This is a genomic window from Streptosporangium subroseum (assembly GCF_900188345.1).
In the GTDB taxonomy this organism is placed as follows: Bacteria; Actinomycetota; Actinomycetes; order Streptosporangiales; family Streptosporangiaceae; genus Streptosporangium; species Streptosporangium subroseum.
The window spans coordinates 22,267-40,854 of record NZ_FZOD01000004.1; the positions used below are offsets into that span (position 1 = coordinate 22,267).

The window sequence follows — 18,588 nt, forward strand, 5'->3', positions numbered from 1 at the left end:
AACAAGATTCTGTTCTGTTTCGTGACCCGGCCTTGTGCGGACGCACAGCCGGCACCCTCCCCGCGTGGGCGCCCGCCCCGACTTCACCCGGCCCCCTGGACGCCGGTGAGCCACCTCGGTTGGGTGCGTTCATCGGTTGTCAGGAGGCACACATGGACGTCCACGACCCTCGCCCGCCCGAAGACTCCGGGCTGGTCGTCAGGGATCTGGCGGTGAGTTACGGTCCGGTCCTTGCCCTGCGAGGGGTTTCGCTGAACGTTCCGCGCGGCGCGATCGTCACCGTACTCGGCGGCAACGGCGCGGGAAAATCCACCCTGCTGCGCGCCGTGTCGGGCACGCTCCGGTTCCAGCGGGGCGGGATCACGGCGGGCGAGATCAGCTTCGACCGGACGAGGTTGTCCGGCGCGGCCACCTCGGCCGTCGTCGCGGGCGGCGTCGTCCAGGTACCCGAGGGGCGCCGCGTCTTCGCGCGGATGACCGTCGAGGAGAACCTGCGGGCCGGCGCGCTCGGAGCGCGTGACCGCCGGTCCGCGGCCGGGGCCAGACAGGACGTGCTCAAGCTCTTTCCCGTGCTCGCCGAGCGCGCCAGGCAGCGGGCGGGGCTGCTGTCGGGGGGTGAGCAGCAGATGCTCGCCATCGGACGCGCGCTGATGGCCCGGCCGAGGATGCTCCTGCTGGACGAGCCCACCCTCGGCCTGGCGCCGATGATGGCGGCCCGGATCGCCGACACCGTCCGCGAGATCAACGCCCAGGGGACGACGGTGCTCCTGGTGGAGCAGAACGCCGCCATGGCCCTGTCCCTCGCCTCCTACGCGTACGTGCTGGAGGTCGGCGAGGTGGTGCTGTCGGGCCCGGCCGCCGAGCTCGCCGAGAGCGACGAGGTGCGACGGCGCTACCTGGGGATCGAGGACGACCCCGAGATCGCCCCGGCCTCTGCGACTTCCGTGGCCGCGGCGCCCGCCGAGCGCCCGGTCCTTGCGAGGTGGTCGGCATGACCGACACATACCAACCAGCCGGTATGGACGCCTCCATCCCCAGGCTCGAGGTGCGCGACGTCACCGTGCGCTTCGCGGGACTCACCGCGCTCGACGCGATCGGCTTCACCGTCGAGCCGGGCAGCGTCCACGCGGTCATCGGCCCCAACGGCGCGGGCAAGTCGACCTGTTTCAACGTGCTGTCGGGCGTCTACCGCGCGACCTCGGGCAGCGTGCGATTCGGTGACGCGGAGCTGACCTCGCTGCCCCCGCATCGCATCGCCGCCCTGGGCGTGGCGCGCACCTTCCAGAACATCGCCCTGTCGCCTCGCCTGTCGGTGCGGGAGAACCTGATGCTCGGCCGTCACCGGCTGACCCGCGCCGGGTTCGTCTCGGCCGGGCTGCGGTTGCCGTCCGCCCGGCGCGAGGCCGTCAGGCACGGCGAGCGGGTGACCGAGATCGCCGCCTTCGTGGGACTCACCGAGCGGCTGGCGACCCCCGTCGGGCTCCTGCCGTACGGCGTGCAGAAGCGGGTCGAGCTGGCGCGGGCCCTGTGCATGGAACCCCGGCTGCTGCTGCTCGACGAACCGGTGGCCGGCATGAGCGGCGGCGAGCGCCGCAACATGGCCGAGCTGATCATCGCCGTCCGGGAGAGCCTCGGCATCTCGATCCTGCTGGTCGAGCACGACATGGGGATGGTCATGCGGCTCGCCGACGCCGTGACGGTCCTGGACTTCGGCAAGCGCATCGCGGACGGGCCTCCCCACGAGGTCCAGAGCAACCCCGAGGTCATCCGCGCCTACCTGGGCGCGGCGAGCGAGAAGGAGGAGACCGCTTCGTGATCACTTTTCTCGAGCTTCTGGCGAACGGCATCTCCGTGGGAACGGTGTACGCGCTGATCGCCCTGGGATTTGTCATCATCTTCAAGGCGACCGAGGTGCTCAACTTCGCCCACGCCTCGCTGCTGCTGGTCGGCGGATTCATCATCGCCAAGCTGCACGCCTCGGTCGGTTTCTGGCTCGCCCTGCTGATCGGCATCGCCGGGGCGGCCCTCGTGGGCGCCCTGATCGAGTTTCTGGTCATCCGCCGGGCGAACGTCGCCTCCCACAGCGTCCTCGCGATCGCGACGATCGGCATCGACATCGTGCTGACGACCGAGCTCACCCGGGAGATCGGCGCCGACGTGCTCGCCCTCGGCGATCCCTGGCGCGACCAGGTGCTGCATCTGGGAGCCGTCAGCATCGCCCAGACCCGCGTCGCCGCGCTGGTCGTCGCCACCGTCCTGATCACCGCGTTCCTGCTCGCGTTCAAATACACCAACTGGGGCATCGCCATGCGTGCCACCGCGGAGGACTCCGAGACCGCCGCGCTGATGGGCGTGCGGCGCGGACGGGTGTCGATGGGCGCCTGGGCGATCGCCGGGGCCCTCGCCGCCGTCGCCGCCCTCTTCCTGTGCGTGTTCCCCACGCCGGGGCTGGACCGCAGCACGACGTTCGCCGCGATGAAGGCGTTCCCCGCCGCGATCCTCGGCGGTCTGGACTCCACCACGGGCGCGCTGGTCGGCGGGCTCATCATCGGGGTCACCGAGGCCCTGATGAGCGGCTACCAGAACGACATGGTCTTCCTCGGCCGGGGCATCGGCGACGTCGCGCCGTTCCTCGTGATGATCGTGATCCTGCTCATCCGCCCCGCGGGGCTCTTCGGGACGAGGGAGCTGGCCCGTGTCTAGGAGGACTCTTCTCTGGTCGGCCGTCCTGCTCGCGGCGGCGGTCATCGCGCCGTTCTACCTGGAGGGTTTCTGGCTGCAGGCCGGGCTCTTCGCGATGTCGGCGGCCGTCGGCGCGATCGGCATCAACCTGCTGACCGGCGCGACGGGCCAGCTGTCCATGGGCCACGCGTTCTTCCTGGCGATCGGCGCCTACGCGTACGTCTACTTCGCCTCGGAGCCCGGCCAGGGCGGCGGGCACGCCCTGGCCGGTCTGGGCCTGCCCACCCCCGTCGCGGCGATACTCGCGGTGGTCGTCGCGGGTGTCGCGGGCGGCGTGTTCAGCCCGATCGCCGGCCGCCTGAAGGGGGCCTACCTCGGCATCGCCACGCTCGCCCTGGTCTTTCTCGGCCAGCACCTGCTGTTCAACGTCGAGCCCGTGACGGGCGGCTTCAACGGCCGGGCGGTGCCGCCCATGGAACTGTTCGGGCTCGTCTTCGCCGACTCCCCCGCGCTCGTGGTCGCCCAGGTGCCGTTCGGAGCGCTGGAACGGCTCTGGTTCCTCGGCCTGGCCGTCGTGGTCTGCGCCGGCCTGTTCGCCCGGGGAGTGCTCAGGGGCCGTCCGGGTCGGGCCATGAACACCATCCGCGACCACGAGATCGCGGCCGGGGTGATGGGCGTGCCCGTGGCCCGTTACCGCGCGGGCGTGTTCGTGCTGTCGTCGATGTACGGCGGGCTGGCGGGCGTCCTCATCGCCCTCGTCTTCCAGCGGACCGTGCCGGAGTACTTCGGCCTCCTGCTCTCCCTCGACTACCTCGCCATGATCATTATCGGCGGGCTGGGGTCGGTCGCGGGCGCGGTGATCGGCGCGGTCTTCATCTCGATGCTGCCCCAGCTGCTCACCCGCTACAGCGACGCCCTGCCGCTGGTGGCCGAGCCCGGCTCCGGCGGGGTCTCCCCCGCCGAGGCCGCGCGGATCCTGTACGGCGCCGCCGTCGTGGTCATCGTCCTCTTCCTGCCCGGCGGACTGTTCGGCCTCGCCGGCCGCCTCCGGCTGCCCCTGGGCCGCCGGGCCGCTCCCGTCCTTGCGACGAAAACCCCGTCTCCCGACACAAGGAACTAATCATGGGAATTCCCAGAAGCCCCGCCCGAAGAATCGCGGCAATCGCCCTCCTGGCCCTGGCCGTCGCCTCGTGCGCCAGCGAGAAGGCCACCGGGGGCGCTCCGGCGGCGTCCGCCGTGGGCGGCGACGGGGTGAAGACCGGGCCCGGTGTCACCGCCGACACGATCACGCTCGGTCTGATGACCGACCTCACCGGCCCCTACGCCTCGTTCGGCAAGAGCCTGACCCAGGCCCAGCAGCTCTACTTCGAGCAGATCAACACGGCCGGAGGGGTGTGCGGCCGGAAGCTCGAGACCATCGTGCGCGACCACGGCTACGACGTGCAGAAGGCGGTCGCGGCCTACACCGAGATCGGCCCGAAGTCCGTGGCGCTCGCCCACGTCGTGGGCTCCCCCATGGTCAACGCGCTCAAGCAGCGCATCGAGGCCGACCAGATGCTCACCATCCCGATGGCCTGGGCGACCGGGCTGCTCGGCAGCAAGCCCATCCAGGTCACCGCGACCACCTACGACATCGACATGATCAACGGGGTCGACTTCCTGGTCAAGGAGAAGGGCATCAAGTCCGGCGACAAGATCGGTCATCTGTACTTCGAAGGCGACTACGGCGAGAGCGCGCTGAACGGTTCCAAGTACGCCGCGGAGAAGCTCGGCCTGACGGTCGTCGAGCAGAAGATCAAGGCGACCGACCAGGACATGAGCGCCCAGGTCGCCGCCTTCAAGGCCGAGGACGTCAAGGCCATCCTGGTCTCGGTCGGCCCCAAGCAGACCGCCTCGCTCGTCGGCGTCTCCCTGGCCAAGGGGATGGACGTGCCGTTCGTCGGCAGCAACTCGGCCTACTCCCCGCAACTGCTTCCCACCCCGGCCGGACCGGCGCTGCTCAAGGACTTCTACTACATGACCGGCGGCGCTCCGATCAGCTCGGACCAGCCCGCCATGAAGAAGCTGGCCGCCGACTACGCGGCGAAGTATCCCGGCGTGGAGATCGACAGCGGCGTCTCGGCGGGCTACTCCGCCGCGGGCATCGTTGTCGACGCGCTCAAGAAGGCCTGCGAGAGCAAGGACCTGACCCGCGCCGGCGTGGTCGCCGCGCACCGCAGCCAGTCCGCCTGGGGCGAGGCGTTCGGCACGAGCATGGACTTCACCACGTTCGACAAGCCCGCGTCCCTGCTGTCCTACGTCGCCAAGCCCGACAAGGCGGCCCTGGGCGGCTCGGTGATCTACAGGGAGGCCGCCGCGTCCGACCTGGCCAAGGAGTACCAGGTCCCGGTGGGCTGATCGGAGATTCGGGTACGGCGCGCACCTTGGGGGTGAGGTGCGCGCCGTACCGCCCGGGGATACCGTGGGCGGCACCACAGACCTTCGCTCCCGGGAACACGATGACCCAGAAGCTCAACACCGGCAGCCACGACCTGCCGGTCTCCGACGCCCTCGCCACGTTCATGAACACGGGCTGGGCCGACACCCACCGCGACGACCTGGCCTCGGTGCCACAGGCCGCCTACACCGCCAAGCGGCGCGGCGTGCTCGCCGCCCGTTTCCCCGGCGAGAGACTGATCATCCCGTCCGGCACGTTCAAGACACGCAGCAACGACAGCGACCACCGGTTCAGGCCGCACAGCGCGTTCGCCTATCTCACCGGGGACCAGGAGCCCGACGACGTCCTGGTCATCGAGCCGGACGGCTCGGCCACGCTGTTCGTGCGGCCCCGCTCACCGCGGTCCGCGCCCGGAACGGCCGGCCAGGAGTTCTACCGGGACCGCCGCTACGGCGAGTTCTGGGTGGGCCGCCGCCCCGATCTGGCCGAGGCCGAGGCGCTCTACCAGATCGAGTGCGCGGACTCGGAGAAGCTGGACGACGTGCTCGCCGGGCCCGCGCGGGTGCTGCGCGGGGTGGACGCGTCGGTGGACGGCCGGGTCGCGCCGCACGACGGCGACGGCGAGCTGGAGACGTTCCTCTCCGAGATGCGGCTGATCAAGGACGCGTGGGAGGTCGCCGAGCTCCAGTTCTCGGTGGACGCGACCACGTGGGGGTTCGAGGACGTCGTGCGGGCGCTGCCCGCCGCCCTCGCCCACCGCCGCGGTGAGCGTTACCTGGAGGGCGTCTTCAACCTCCGCTCCCGGCTGGAGGGCAACTCGGTCGGCTACGACAGCATCGTGGCCTCCGGCGCCAATGCGTGCGTGCTGCACTGGATCCGCAACGACAGCCGGCTGAACGAGAGCGATCTGCTGCTGCTCGACGCGGGCGTGGAGACGGACAACCTCTACACCGCCGACATCACCAGGACCCTGCCGCTCTCCGGGCGCTTCAGCCCGATCCAGCGCCAGGTCTACGAATTGGTCTACGAGGCCCAGAGCGCGGCGATCGCCGGTCTCCGGCCGGGGGCGAGATTCCGCGACTTCCACCAGACGGCCATGCGGGTCATCGCCGAGGGCCTGCACGACTGGGGCGTGCTGAAGATCAGCGCGGATGAGGCGATGGATCCGGAGAGCGGCCTGTACCGCCGCTACACCGTGTGCAGCAGCGGCCACATGCTCGGCCTGGATGTGCACGACTGCGCCAAGGCTCGCTCGGAGGTCTATCTGGACGGCGTGCTGGAGGAGGGGCAGGTGCTCACCGTCGAGCCCGGCCTCTATCTCCAGCCGGACGACCTGACGCTCCCGCCGGAGCTGCGTGGCATCGGGGTGCGCATCGAGGACGACCTCGTCATCACCGCCGACGGAGCCCGCCTGATGTCGGCCGGGCTGCCCCGCCACCCCGACGAGATCGAGGAGTGGATGGGCGCGCTTCTCTCCTGACCCTCGCGGCTCCGCCGGCCGCCGGAAGGCGGCGGCGGGGCTCGTGGCTCAGGTGTCGCGGTCCCCCGCGTCGCGGGCCAGTCGTTCGGTGCGGGCGGGTCTGCCGGGTGTCGGGTCCAGGAAGACCTGGGTGATCGAGGGGAAGCGCTCCACGAGCCTGCGTTCCACCCGGTCGGCGGCCAGCTCCAGGTTCGCGCCGGTGGCGTCGTCCGCGAAGTCGATGTGGGCGGCGACCATCACCTCGCTCGGGCCCAGCATCATGGTCAGCAGCTCCACCACGTTCTCGATCTCGGGCAGGGCCAGCATCTCGGCCCTGACCTCGTCCTCCATCTTCGCGGGCGCGGCCTGGCCGATCAGCAGGGAGGCGTTGACCCAGATGAGATGGAGCGCGACCCAGAGCAGCAGCAGTCCGATCAGCATCGAGGCGACGCCGTCCCAGAGGGTCGAGCCGGTCAGCTGGTAGGCCAGCAGGCCGCCCGAGGCGATCAGCAGGCCGGCCAGGGCGGCGGCGTCCTCGTAGAGCACGGCCTTCAGCGCGGTGTCGGAGGTCTTGGCGACGTAGCGCCCCGGGCTCACGTCCAGCCGCCGGGCCTCTCCTCGCACCTGTGACAGCGCCCTGAGGAACGAGATTCCCTCGATCACGAACGAGATCGCCAGGACCGCGTAGGAGATCGTCAGATCGGCGAGCTCCTCACCGTAGATGATCTCCTGTACGCCATGGGTGATCGAGAATCCGGCGCCGCCGATGAGGGTGGCGAAGGCGGCCATCAACGCCCAGAAGAACCCGGCCTTGCCGTGCCCGAACGGATGCCGGACATCGGGGGACTTACCGCCCCTGCGCACCGCGACGAACAGCAGGACCTCGGTGACGGTGTCCGCGGCCGAGTGCATGGCCTCGGACAGCATCGCCGACGAGCCGCTGATGAGACCCGCGACCAGTTTGGCCACCCCGATCGCCAGGTTGGCCAGACCCGCCACGATCACCGTGACGAGACTTTCGGACCCGGGCTTTTCCATCTCCTTCTCCGACATACGGTCACCATACGTGCATGTATTTCACGCCTGATCCACCGCCGACGCGACCGATCAGCCCCGTCCGGGCGGGGTCGAGACGGCGGGCGAGGGAAGAACACCTGTTCCAGCCGCCTCATCCGCCTCACCCGTCATGAGGTCGGCCCATACTCTGAGGTAGATTCTGATCTATGACCCTGGAGCGAACCTTATTCAGCGAGCGGAGTGGCGGGCTGGAAGACGAGGCTCTCCGCACGACGAACGAGGAGTGGTGAGCGACCGGTGAACGACGAGGAGTCCCGCTGGCTCTCACCGATCGAACAGCGAGCATGGCGTACCCATCTGGCCGCGCACAAACTCCTCGATCATCGCCTCGATCGCGAGCTGCAGCCCTTCGGGCTCTCTGTAAACGACTACGAGATCCTGGTGAACCTGTCGGAGACCACCGGTCATCGCATCCGCATGAGCGATCTGGCGGACGCCACGATCCAGTCCCGCAGCCGCCTGTCCCACCAGATCTCCCGGATGGAGGCGGCCGGGCTGGTCGCCAGGGAGACCTGCGAGGATGACCGGCGCGGCACCTTCGCGGTGCTCACCGAGCACGGCTGGGACACCATCCAGAAGGTCGCGCCCCACCATGTGGCCAGCGTGCGGCAGCACTTCATCGACCTGCTCACCGACGACCAGCTCCACGAGCTGGAAGCGGCCTACGCCCCCGTGGTGGAGCATCTCAAAAGCCTTCGCTGACGCGAAACCGATACCGCGAGTTCGCCCGTAGCCGTCCGAACGGTCGCTACGATCCGGCCATGCCTGCTCGCCGGATCGTCCTCGCCGCGGTGCTCGCCGCCCTCTCCCTGGTCACCGCGTGCAGCGGTGGTGACGCCTCCGGCGCCGGAGCCGCGCTTCCCGCGGGGGCGGAGCTGGTCGGGAAGTCCGCGGAGGCGATGCGGGCGGTCAAGACCGTCGCCTTCACCATGGAGGCCGAGGGCACGCCGCCGGTGCAGGTCAAGAAGGCCGAGGGCCGCCTCAGCGGAACCGGCGACGCCGACGGCACCGTCCAGGTCGACCTGCTGGGCAGCCTCCAGGAGATCAGCTTCATCCTGATCGGGGAGACCGTCCACTTCAAGGGCGTGACCGGCGGCTACCAGCGGATGACCCGGAGCCAGCTGGCCTCGATCTACGATCCCTCCGCCCTCCTCAACCCGGAGAAGGGCGTCGCGCAGCTCCTGACGAGTGCGCTGAACGCGAAGACCGAGGCCGCGGAGAAGCTGGACGGCACCGACGCCTACCGGGTCTCGGCCACGCTCTCCCAGCAGGTTCTGGCCACGATGGTTCCCGGGATCGGCCAGAGCGTCGACGGCACGCTCTGGATCGACAGGGCCACCGGCCGCCTGCTCAAGGCCGACCTTCCCATGACCGGAGGCAAGGTGGTCGTCGCCTTCCGCGACTACGACCTGCCGGTCCAGGTCACCGCGCCGGCGGAATGATCAGGTGACCTCTCCCCCGCCCGGCGGCGATCCCGTGGCCCGGCGACGGGTCGCCCTCGGCGTCGGCGGCACCGCGGTGCTGCTGGCGGCCCTGGACGCCTACGTCGTGGTCACCGTCCTCGTTGACATCGCCAAGGACGTCGACGTCCCGCTGAACCACCTGGAGCGGGCCACCCCGATCGTCACCGGTTTCCTGCTCGGCTACATCGCGGCCATGCCGCTGCTCGGTCAGCTCTCCGACCGGTACGGCAGGCGCCCGCTGATCCAGCTCTGCCTGGCGGGCTTCGCCCTCGGCTCGGTCGTCACCGCGCTGGGCGAGACGGTTCCCTGGCTGGCCGCGGGACGTGCCCTGCAGGGCATCGCGGGCGGCGCCCTGCTGCCCATCACCATGGCGCTGGTCGGCGACCTGTGGGATGAGCACGACCGCCCGTTGGCCCTCGGCGCCGTAGGCGCGGCACAGGAGCTCGGCAGCGTGCTGGGCCCCCTGTACGGCGCGGGCATGGCCGCCCTGGTGCCGTCCGCCCTCCAGCTGGGCGGCGTCCAGCTCGGCGGCTGGCGGTCGATCTTCTGGCTGAACCTCCCGCTGGTCGCCGCGGCCGCGATCGCCGTACAGAGATCTGTGCCGTCGCCGGCCCGCGGCCGGGGCCGCGCCGTACGGGGGGCCCGCGTCGACGTGATCGGCGGGTTGCTGCTGGCCCTGGCGCTGGGACTGCTCGTGGCCGGGCTGTACAACCCCGATCCGAGCACGTCGGTCCTCCCGCCGTGGGGCCCGCCCATGATCGTGGCCGGAGCGGTGGCCGGCGCCGCGTTCGTCGTGTGGGAGACACGGTCCAGGACCCGGCTCATCGACCTGACGGGCGTGTCGCGCGGCCCGTTCTTCGCCACGCTCGGGGTGAGCTTCCTGACCGGCGCGGCGCTGCTGGTCACCCTCGTGGACGTCCAGTTGTCGGCGCAGACGCTGCTCGAACTGGAGGCCCTGGACGGCGCGCTGGTGCTGTCCCGCTTCCTCGTCGCGCTCTCCGTCGCCGCGCTGCTGGGCGGGGTCATGGCCGGCCGGTACGGCGAGCGGGCGGTGGCGGTGATCGGGCTGGCACTTGCCACCGTCGGCTACGTCCGTATCGGCCAGTGGCCGCTGGACCTGGCCTCGGCCGGAGCTCGCATGGACACCGATCTGATCGTCGCGGGGCTCGGCCTCGGTCTGGTGATCGCGCCCGTCTCCTCGGCGGTGCTGCGGGCCACCCCGGCCGCCCAGCACGGTGTGGCGTCCGCGGCGGTGGTCGTGGCCAGGATGATGGGCATGCTGCTCGGCGTCGCCGGACTGTCCGCGTGGGGCTTTCACCGCTTCCAGTCACTCACCGCCGAGCTGGACACACCGCTGCCGTTCGGCGTGGATCCCGCCGTCTACGCCAGGCGGCTCGCCGAGTACGGAGACAGGGTGCGAACCGCCCTGCACACCGAGTACAGCGAGATCTTCCTGCTCACCGCGGCGCTGTGCGCGGTGGGCGTGCTGACCGCGCTCCTGCTGCCGCACGGGGGGCATGGCCACGGGCCCCCCGAGGAACCGCGCCGCGAGGTCGGGGATCGTGTCGGCGACGCGTGAGGGATCGACGGTGATGTACGCGCTGCTCAGCGCGGATGTGGCCGGCCTGCCGCGAACGACGCGCCGGATCCTGACCGACGTGATCGCTGTGCGGGGAGAGCCGCTCGCGGAGCCGCACGAGGCGAAGACGGAGCAACCACGGTGAACCGGTCCCGGAGGGCCTGAGGCCCGTCCTCGCCACGGCTTCCGTCGGCCTTTGCGGAGATTTTTGAGGCGTCATACCAACGGCCCGCGATCGGGGCGGACAAGGCCGTGTCGGCTTTGCGAAGCAATCGCGATGATCGACACTTGCGCCCCGAATCCCCGCCCAGAACGGGGTTTCTCATGCCTCGCCCCGGCGAGGTACCCGTTCGGCGACCTCCGGTTATCCTGCTGTTGGGCTCTTTGATACCTTATTAATTGCTAACTTTAACAAGTGAGAAGATCGGTAAGCGAGCATGCGGGAACGGCCACCAGTTCTGCTACGGCCGCCGTGCCGGAGCTTCGAAGAATCTTCCCCTGGTAAGTCCTCGGTTGAGGAGATGACCGCGTGACCTTCCGATGGCACCACGAGGTACGGTCCGACGTTGAGATTCTGCGCTTTTCCGGGCATGTGGGCCTCATGGCCACAGACCTGGTTGCCACAACGGTCGGCCTGGCTCCACCGCGCACCAACCGTCCACTCGTGCTCGATCTCACCGACATGGAAGGCTGGGGCCCCGACGGACGGGCCGCCGTGGTCGACGCCGTTCGCTCTCTGGCCGTTCATCGTCGTGTCGCGGTGTGCCAGCCGCGCGACAAGCTGACCTCATGGGCCATCAGCCATGACGATCCTTCCGCCCTGATGTATCCGGACCTTCGCGCGGCGCTGGCCACTCTTCATTCGTCTGCGGACGTCGAGTCGGGTTCTTGACCGAAGCGACGTAGGCCGCGGGTCCTTCGCGCGGTACGGCGGCCTACCGGGCCACCGCACCGGCCGTGAAAGGGGCGCGGCCAGCCCCGTTCCGCCGGAGGCCACGCCCGGGGTTCAGACGGAGTCCAGTGCCATGAGGACGGTCAGGCCGACGATATGGATCATCGCAACGAGCACGACGAGGAAGATGAACACGAACTTCGCCGGTCCGTGCTCGAAGTGGCTGCCCTCTTTCAGAGCGGGCCTCTGCGCCTGCCGATCGGCGATCCGCTCTTCCAGGGTCTTTCGCTTCTGACGAGCCATGACGGTCCCAGGATTGAAGTGAGTGATCATCCACTGTGAGCTTCAGCGCGCAGTTCGGCGAGCAGTTCACCCTGGCCGGCCAGCAGTTCGGTCAGGATTCGTCGTGCCGCGAACATCAGATCGGCGACATCCACTGTGGACAAGGCGTACACGACGGTGGCACCCTCTCGGGTGGCGGTCACTATCCCGGCGCGCCGCAGCACCGCCAGTTGCTGAGACAGGCTGGAGGCCTCGATATCGATCGCGCTCAGAAGGTCCCGGACCGGCAGGGGGCCACTTTGAAGCAGCTCCAGCACCCGGATGCGGGCCGGATGACCGAGGGCGCGGAAGAGCTCGGCCTTGGCCTGGTACAGCGGCACCGTCATGATCATGCCACCTCGCCGGCAGGCGCGTCGGTCGCGTACCGCACGTCGATGCCGTGCCGATCGGCGATGCGCAGCAGGTTTTCCAACCTTCCGGACAGCACCTCTATCGCGTGGTCGTCAAACGCTTCGCGCATGAGCCCCAGTTCGGCGTCGACGTCGTCGACGCGTGCGCGAAGCTCCGCCGCAAACTCGCTCATGCCCCGCTCTTCCCCGCGTATCAGATCACCTGTGGGCGCCCGGTTGACGAACGCCGCTAACCATGATGTGGCAAATTGCATAATTCTTCAAATCATAATGACGTTGGGTATGATGGCGAAGGCCGTTTTCCACAACACCCGCGGACAGCTCAAACTCGATCAATGGCGGGTTGGCTGCGAAACTGGGTGTGTGGCAGGTGCGGCTGCCATCGGGTAAGGACTGATCTACAGTGTCAGCCTGTATCAGGCGGCAGCGCGGACAGTGATACGGACAGCGACGAGAGGTCGAGCACGACCTGCGTGAGGGAGTACAGCCAATGGGGCGGGGTCGATCGAAGGCGAAGCAGACGAAGGTCGCGCGTGAGCTGAAGTACAGCAGCCACGGTATCGATCTTGAGCGGTTGCGTAAGGAGCTCGGCGGTGACAATCCCCCGCTAGACAACAAGGCCGACGACCCTGCCGCCGGCCGGGTCGACGAAAGATAACCCACAGGGGAAAACCGTGACGGCGTCGCACAGCACGCCGTCACACGCCGGTCGTCGAGTTCCGCTGATCTTCACCGGTTTCCGGGGTCGTCACACGGGCCGCCGCGAAAAGCAGTGAGAGATCTTCCGTGCACTCGGTCGGGCCGGGTGTCTCGTCCGTCCACGCGTGCGCTCGGTCAGATCGTCTTGTCTGTCCGCGCGTGCGTCCCAGCCCTACCCGGACGGCGAGGCGATCCCGAGTCCATCGGGTGACGGCCGGCGAGAGCGATCCGGCGGCGCAGCGGGCTCTTCACGTCCCGGCCGAACAGGCCGGGCCCGTCGTGGGCGGACGGTGGGATACGGGACACTCGCCCCGATCCACCTCCCCCTACGGCGCCGGCGACAGGCCGTCGTCGCGGCGGCTCATGCGACGGGACCGCTCCGGCGGGCCTTCCCGGCGAACCGGCGCCCATGCGGGCTCAGGAACCTGAAACGACGAACGGCCCGGCCTGTCAGGCCGGGCCGTTCGTCGAACAACCGCTACTTTTTCTTCTTCTGGCCCTGCCCCTGGCGCTGACGCTTCTCGCGGATCTTCATCGTGACCTCGATGGGAGAGCCGGCGAAGCCGAACTCCTCGCGGATCCGGCGCTCGATGAAGCGGCGATAGGTCTCCTCGAGGAAGCCCGAGGTGAACAGCACGAACTTGGGCGGCTCCGTCGACGCCTGGGTGGCGAAGAGGATCTTGGGCTGCTTGCCGCTGCGGACCGGGGGCGGGGTGGCCGCGACCAGGTCGGTCAGGAAGGCGTTGAGACGGGCCGTGGGGACCCGGCTGGACCAGGACTTCAGGGCGGTCTCCAGCGCCGGGACAAGCCTGTCCACGTGCCAGCCGGTCTTGGCGGAGATGTTGGCCCGCAGCGCCCACGGAACGCGGACGAGCTGGCGGTCGATCTCCTTTTCCAGGTAGTAGCGGCGGTCCTCGTCGAGGAGGTCCCACTTGTTGAACGCCACGACCATGCACCGGCCGGACTCGATCACCAGCGAGATGATCCGCAGATCCTGCTCGGTCAGCACCCCGCTGGCGTCGATCAGCACGACCGCGATCTCCGAGCGCTCCAGGGCGGCCCGGGTGCGCACGCTCGCGTAGAAGTCGGCGCCCTGCAGCTCGCGGTCGCGACGGCGGATGCCCGCCGTGTCCACGAAGCGCCAGGGCTTGCCGCCGAGCTCGATCAGCTCGTCGACCGGGTCGCGGGTGGTGCCCGCCATCGGGTCGACGAGCACGCGCTCCTGGCCCGCGAGCTGGTTCAGCAGCGAGGACTTGCCCACGTTGGGCTTGCCGACCAGGGCGACCCTGCGCGGGCCGCGCTCGGCGCCGAAGCGCTGCTTCGGCGTCTCCGGCAGCTTGTCGAGGATCACATCCAGGAGGTCACCGCTGGAGCGGCCGTGCAGGGCCGAGACCGGCTGCGGCTCGCCCAGGCCGAGGGACCAGAGACCGGAGGCCTCCAGCTCCATCTGCTGGTTGTCGACCTTGTTGGCGGCGAGGATGACCGGCTTGCCCGAACCGCGCAGCACGTGGCCGACGATCTCGTCGGCGTCGGTCACGCCCACTATGGCGTCGGTCACGAACAGGATCACGTCGGCCAGCTCGGCCGCGATCTGTGCCTGCTCGGCGATCTTCAGCGCCATGCCGGTGGCGTCAGGGTCCCAGCCGCCGGTGTCGACCACCGTGAACCGGCGTCCACGCCAGGTGGCGTCGTAGGTGACCCGGTCGCGGGTCACGCCGGGAACGTCTTCCACGACCGCCTCGCGGCGGCCGATGATCCGGTTGACCAGCGTGGACTTGCCCACGTTGGGGCGGCCCACCACGGCCACCACCGGTTGCGGATCGTTGTCGTACTCCGCGTCCTCAGAGCTCTCGTCGGTACCCAGATCGGCTAGCTCAGCGTCGATCCAGCCGGTGTCGTCGTCGTTTTCCCCGGTCACGCTTTTTCCTTAATCACACGTAGCACCTCCGCGATGACCTCTTCGAGGTTCAGCGCGGTGGTGTCCAGTTCGATGGCGTCGGCCGCCATCGCAAGCGGGTCGATCTTCCGCGTCGAGTCCAGGGTGTCGCGCCGGGCCATGGCGGCCTTCTGCACGTCCACCGTGGTGCCGACCAGTTCCGCCGTACGGCGGAGCGCCCGCGCCTCGGCGCTCGCGGTCAGATAGATCTTGACCGGCGCGCCGGGCACCACCACGGTGCCGATGTCACGGCCCTCGACGACGATGCCGCCGACGCCGATGATCTCACGCTGCTCGGCCACCAGGCGGCGCCGTACCTCGGGCACCGCGCTGACCGCCGAGACGGCGGCGGTGACCTCGGAGGTGCGGATGGGGCCCGCGGCGTCGACTCCGCCCACCGCCACCGCGGGGGCGTCGGGGTCCGTGCCCATCGTCAGGACCGGGTCAAGGGCCCTGGCGGCGATCGCCTGAGGATCGGCGAGGTCGACGCTCTGCTCGAGCATCCACCATGTGACCGCCCTGTACATCGCCCCGGTGTCGAGATAGCGCAGACCCAGCGCCCTCGCGACCCCGCGTGACGCACTCGACTTGCCCGATCCCGAAGGACCGTCCATGGCGACGACCAGTCCGGTCACGACGCCTCTCCCTTACAGCCCGCTTCAGTTGTCCGTACGAGGCTACCGGGATCGGGAGGGGAACCACGCATCAAGCGACCGGGAGCACCCGGCACAGCACCGAACGACACCGCCCCCACCATGCCCCGGTGGCCGGAGCCGGCTTCCGGGGTAGGGCTTGATCGCACCCCGGAGGCCGGACCGGCCGCGTGAGGAGAGCGTTACGGCAGGTGCCAGCCGCGCGAGCGCAGTGCCTCGGACAGAACGACCACCGCTTCGGGCTGCACATAGAGGTCGGCGGCGCCCAGCGGCAGTCCCGGGGCGTGCTCCAGCCGGACGTCCTCGATGTTGACCCCCACCTCGTCGGCCGCCTGGAACAGCCGGGCCAGCTCGCCGGGGCGGTCGCCGATGATGACCTGAACGGTCGCGTAGGTGCGCGCGGGACCGCCGTGCTTGCCGGGAATCCTGCTCGTGCCCGTGACACCGCGATGGAGCAGCGCGGTGACCCCGTCCATGACGTCGTCCATGGCCGCCGGGTCGGCGGAGGCCCGGAGCAAGGCCGCCACGGCGGCCAGGTCGACGGCCACCGCCTCCAGCACCTCGGCCACCGGCAGCGCGTTGCCCGACAGGATCCCGGTCCACAGGCCCGGGTCACTCGCCGCGATGCGCGTCACGTCACGAACCCCCTGCCCGGCCAGGCCGAGCGCGGTGGCCGGTGCCTCGGCGAGCCGGGCGGCCACCGCGGCGGCGGTCACGTGCGGGGCGTGCGAGACGATCGCCACGGCCCTGTCATGCTCGTCGGCGCCGACCCTGACGGCCTCGCCGCCACAGAGCTTGATGAGCCCGTACAGGGCCTCCACCGCGTCGGGTGAGGTCTCCTCCGTCGGGCACAGGGCCCACGGGCGTCCGAGGAACAGGTCGGCGCGGGCCGCCGCGGGTCCCGAGCGCTCCCGGCCCGCGAGCGGGTGCCCGGCGACATAGGTGCTCATGTCGCAGCCGAGGCTCGCGGCCTGCCGCAGCGGAAGCACCTTGACGCTGGCCACGTCGGTGTAGAAGCGGGCCGCCCCGGCCCGCTGGAGCTCGGCGAGCTGGCCGGCGACCAGCTGCGGCGGGACCGCGATGATCGCGATGTCGGCGGTCATCCCGTCGGCCCACTCGGTGCCCGCGCCCAGCTCGCGCGCCAGCCGTACGGCTCCCGCGTCGCGGTCGGCGAGGTAGACGGCGACGTCCTGCTCGCGGAGGGCCAGGGCGATCGAGGTGCCGATCAGGCCCGTGCCGACGACGAGAACGCTCTCGAGACCGCTCACACGTGCTCCTTGGAGGTGGGAACGCAGCGACATAACGGACCCGAGGAACTCACTGGGCGATGTCCACGCGCAGGGCCACCGCGCCGCGCAGGTAGACGTGCTGGATCTCGTGTCGCGGGCGGTCGACGTCCACGTGGGCCATCAGCCGTACGACGTGGGGCAGCGCGCCCGGGACCTCGATCTCGGACGCACAGATCAGCGGAACGTCATGGAAGCCGAGCTTGCGGGCTGCCAGGGCCGGAAACTCGGCGGTCAGATCGGGCGTGGCCGTGAAGATCACACTGATCACGTCGTCGGTGGTGAGGTTGTTGCGTCCCATCACCTCGGTCACCAGCTCGGTGACCCCGGACAGGATCGCGTTACGGTCGTTGCCCTCGACCTGGATCGCACCGCGGATCGCCCGCACCATGGTCGTTCCTCCATATCACTCACGCCGGGCCATCCGAATGGGTGACCCGGCGTGTTCTCAACGTGTGTATCACGGAAGGTTACAGGCCGACGGCCGCGTAGAGCTCGCCGACCTCCGTGAGCGTCAGCGCGCGGAGCGTCCCCGGCTTGAGGCGACCGAGCTTGACCGGGCCGAACTCGATGCGGGCCAGGTCGATGACCGGGTGCCCGACCTCCTCCAGCATGCGGCGCACGATGTGCTTGCGCCCCTCGTGCAGGACGACCTCCACCAGGGCCTGCTGCCCGTGCTCCTGGACCAGGGTGAAGGAGTCGGCCTTGGCGATGCCGTCCTCCAGCTCGATGCCCTGCTTCATGCGGCGGGGCAGGTCGCGCTCGATCCGGCCGGGCACCTTCGCCCAGTACTTCTTCTTCACGCCGTAGCTCGGGTGGGTGAGCCGGTTGGCCAGCTCGCCGTCGTTGGTGAGCAGGATGAGACCCTCGGTCTCGGTGTCCAGGCGGCCCACGTGGAAGAGCCGCTCGGTGCGGTCGGCCACGAAGTCCGCCAGCGAGGGACGGCCCTCGGGGTCGGACATGGTGCTGACGACGCCGATCGGCTTGTTGATGGCGAGGTAGACCAGGTCGGGCATGGTCGGCAGTCGCTTGCCGTCCACGTGGATGACCTGCTTGGCCGGGTCGACCCGGGCGCCGAAGCGGCGGACCACCTGGCCGTCGACCGTCACCCTGCCGTCACCGATCATGTCCTCGCAGGACCGGCGGCTGGCCACGCCCGCCTGGGCGAGGACCTTCTGCAACCGGATGCCGTCCGGAACCTCGGTGGTGTCGCGCTCGTCGGTGTAGTCGCGATCGTAGAAGTCCCCGTCCCGCTTGGGCTGGCGGGCGGTCTTGAACCGGTCGTTCTCGATCGTGCCCGGCCTGAGCGGAGCCTTCGCGACGGGGCCGCGGTCAGCGGCGGGACCCCGGTTGGCGACGGGACCGCGGGCGGGGGTACGGCGCTCGCCGGGCCCTCCGACGCGGTTGCCGCCGATCGTCTGGACCTCGTCCGCGCGTCCGGGCTTGCCGAAGCGGCCACGGGAACCACCGGCCGGAGCGCCGGAGCGGCCACGGTCGGAGCCGAACCGGCTACGCGAGCCGTCCCGGTCCGCGCGGAAGCCGCCGCGGTCGTCCTGACGCGGGGCGTCGGAGCGGAAGCCGCCTGCCGAGCCGCCACGGTCGTCACGGCGGGGGGCGTCGGAACGGTAACCGCCCTGCGAACCGCCGAACGAAGAGCCACCGCGGTCGTCACGACGCGGGGCGTCGGAGCGGGGCCCGCCCTGCGAACCACCGGAGGGCCTGCCGTACGAGGA

Annotated in this window: 21 protein-coding genes; 12 read left to right on the forward strand and 9 right to left on the reverse strand. The window is 69.9% G+C overall.

What is annotated here, in order from left to right; genetic code table 11:
* The first annotated feature begins 152 nt into the window (after positions 1–152).
* The 6 genes from CHC08_RS05320 (at position 153) to CHC08_RS05345 (ending at position 6,599) form a co-directional block, all read left to right on the forward strand.
* Complete coding sequence (locus CHC08_RS05320; RefSeq protein ID WP_089206034.1) at positions 153–995, forward strand: ABC transporter ATP-binding protein; 843 nt, start codon at positions 153–155, stop codon at positions 993–995.
* Positions 992–1,816, forward strand: coding sequence for an ABC transporter ATP-binding protein (locus tag CHC08_RS05325; protein WP_089206252.1), 825 nt, complete (start codon positions 992–994; stop codon positions 1,814–1,816). The genes CHC08_RS05320 and CHC08_RS05325 overlap by 4 nt, the downstream gene beginning before the upstream one ends.
* Positions 1,813–2,703 carry a branched-chain amino acid ABC transporter permease gene (locus CHC08_RS05330; protein WP_089206035.1) on the forward strand — a complete coding sequence of 297 codons (891 nt, stop codon included), beginning with the start codon at positions 1,813–1,815 and terminating at the stop codon, positions 2,701–2,703. The genes CHC08_RS05325 and CHC08_RS05330 overlap by 4 nt, the downstream gene beginning before the upstream one ends.
* Positions 2,696–3,802, forward strand: coding sequence for a branched-chain amino acid ABC transporter permease (locus tag CHC08_RS05335; RefSeq protein WP_089206036.1), 1,107 nt, complete (start codon positions 2,696–2,698; stop codon positions 3,800–3,802). The genes CHC08_RS05330 and CHC08_RS05335 overlap by 8 nt, the downstream gene beginning before the upstream one ends.
* 2 nt (positions 3,803–3,804) lie before the next feature.
* Positions 3,805–5,079: an ABC transporter substrate-binding protein gene (locus CHC08_RS05340; protein ID WP_089206037.1), complete on the forward strand. Its 1,275-nt coding sequence runs from the start codon at positions 3,805–3,807 to the stop codon at positions 5,077–5,079.
* Positions 5,080–5,180: 101 nt separating this feature from the next.
* Complete coding sequence (locus CHC08_RS05345; RefSeq protein WP_089206038.1) at positions 5,181–6,599, forward strand: aminopeptidase P family protein; 1,419 nt, start codon at positions 5,181–5,183, stop codon at positions 6,597–6,599.
* 48 nt (positions 6,600–6,647) lie between these two features.
* Here the strand turns inward: CHC08_RS05345 and CHC08_RS05350 are convergent, their stop codons facing one another.
* Positions 6,648–7,631, reverse strand: a complete 984-nt coding sequence (locus CHC08_RS05350) for a cation diffusion facilitator family transporter (protein WP_089206039.1) — start codon at positions 7,629–7,631, stop codon at positions 6,648–6,650.
* Between the two features lie 261 nt (positions 7,632–7,892).
* Here CHC08_RS05350 and CHC08_RS05355 point away from each other — a divergent pair, with 261 nt between their 5' ends.
* The 5 genes from CHC08_RS05355 to CHC08_RS05370 all read left to right on the forward strand — a co-directional run bounded on the left by CHC08_RS05355 (position 7,893) and on the right by CHC08_RS05370 (position 11,589).
* Positions 7,893–8,357: a MarR family winged helix-turn-helix transcriptional regulator gene (locus CHC08_RS05355; RefSeq protein ID WP_089206040.1), complete on the forward strand. Its 465-nt coding sequence runs from the start codon at positions 7,893–7,895 to the stop codon at positions 8,355–8,357.
* A gap of 59 nt (positions 8,358–8,416) precedes the next feature.
* Entirely contained in the window at positions 8,417–9,097 is a 681-nt protein-coding gene (locus tag CHC08_RS05360) for an LppX_LprAFG lipoprotein (protein ID WP_089206041.1), read from the forward strand.
* 4 nt (positions 9,098–9,101) lie between these two features.
* Complete coding sequence (locus tag CHC08_RS05365) at positions 9,102–10,697, forward strand: MFS transporter (RefSeq protein ID WP_245878138.1); 1,596 nt, start codon at positions 9,102–9,104, stop codon at positions 10,695–10,697.
* The gene (locus tag CHC08_RS49325) at positions 10,681–10,842 is read left to right on the forward strand and encodes a hypothetical protein (RefSeq protein WP_179281898.1); all 162 of its coding nucleotides are present in this window, start codon (positions 10,681–10,683) and stop codon (positions 10,840–10,842) included. Before CHC08_RS05365 ends, CHC08_RS49325 begins: the two co-directional genes overlap by 17 nt.
* A 456-nt stretch (positions 10,843–11,298) precedes the next feature.
* Entirely contained in the window at positions 11,299–11,589 is a 291-nt protein-coding gene (locus tag CHC08_RS05370) for a hypothetical protein (protein WP_143653119.1), read from the forward strand.
* A 114-nt stretch (positions 11,590–11,703) separates the two neighbouring features.
* Here the strand turns inward: CHC08_RS05370 and CHC08_RS05375 are convergent, their stop codons facing one another.
* Genes CHC08_RS05375 through CHC08_RS05385 form a run of 3 tightly spaced genes read right to left on the reverse strand, consistent with a single transcriptional unit; the run spans position 11,704 to position 12,454 of the window.
* The gene (locus CHC08_RS05375) at positions 11,704–11,892 is read right to left on the reverse strand and encodes a hypothetical protein (RefSeq protein WP_089206254.1); all 189 of its coding nucleotides are present in this window, start codon (positions 11,890–11,892) and stop codon (positions 11,704–11,706) included.
* Positions 11,893–11,918: 26 nt separating this feature from the next.
* Complete coding sequence (locus CHC08_RS05380; protein ID WP_089206043.1) at positions 11,919–12,257, reverse strand: ArsR/SmtB family transcription factor; 339 nt, start codon at positions 12,255–12,257, stop codon at positions 11,919–11,921.
* A 2-nt stretch (positions 12,258–12,259) separates the two neighbouring features.
* Positions 12,260–12,454: a hypothetical protein gene (locus tag CHC08_RS05385; RefSeq protein WP_089206044.1), complete on the reverse strand. Its 195-nt coding sequence runs from the start codon at positions 12,452–12,454 to the stop codon at positions 12,260–12,262.
* Positions 12,455–12,771: 317 nt separating this feature from the next.
* On the opposite strand from CHC08_RS05385, the gene CHC08_RS52325 reads away from it, so the two are divergent.
* Complete coding sequence (locus tag CHC08_RS52325) at positions 12,772–12,939, forward strand: DUF3073 domain-containing protein (RefSeq protein ID WP_089206045.1); 168 nt, start codon at positions 12,772–12,774, stop codon at positions 12,937–12,939.
* A 519-nt stretch (positions 12,940–13,458) separates the two neighbouring features.
* Here CHC08_RS52325 and der read toward each other — a convergent pair.
* From der to CHC08_RS05415, 5 genes are all read right to left on the reverse strand, one after another.
* Positions 13,459–14,898, reverse strand: coding sequence for a ribosome biogenesis GTPase Der (der, locus tag CHC08_RS05395; RefSeq protein WP_089206046.1), 1,440 nt, complete (start codon positions 14,896–14,898; stop codon positions 13,459–13,461).
* Positions 14,895–15,551, reverse strand: coding sequence for a (d)CMP kinase (gene cmk, locus CHC08_RS05400; RefSeq protein WP_089206047.1), 657 nt, complete (start codon positions 15,549–15,551; stop codon positions 14,895–14,897). The genes der and cmk overlap by 4 nt, the downstream gene beginning before the upstream one ends.
* A gap of 200 nt (positions 15,552–15,751) precedes the next feature.
* Entirely contained in the window at positions 15,752–16,870 is a 1,119-nt protein-coding gene (locus tag CHC08_RS05405; RefSeq protein ID WP_089206048.1) for a prephenate dehydrogenase, read from the reverse strand.
* 16 nt (positions 16,871–16,886) lie between these two features.
* Positions 16,887–17,246, reverse strand: coding sequence for a chorismate mutase (gene aroH, locus CHC08_RS05410; protein WP_089206049.1), 360 nt, complete (start codon positions 17,244–17,246; stop codon positions 16,887–16,889).
* Positions 17,247–17,325: 79 nt separating this feature from the next.
* Positions 17,326–18,588 (reverse strand): pseudouridine synthase (locus CHC08_RS05415; protein ID WP_218825135.1); only part of this gene is annotated, 1,263 nt, incomplete at its 5' end.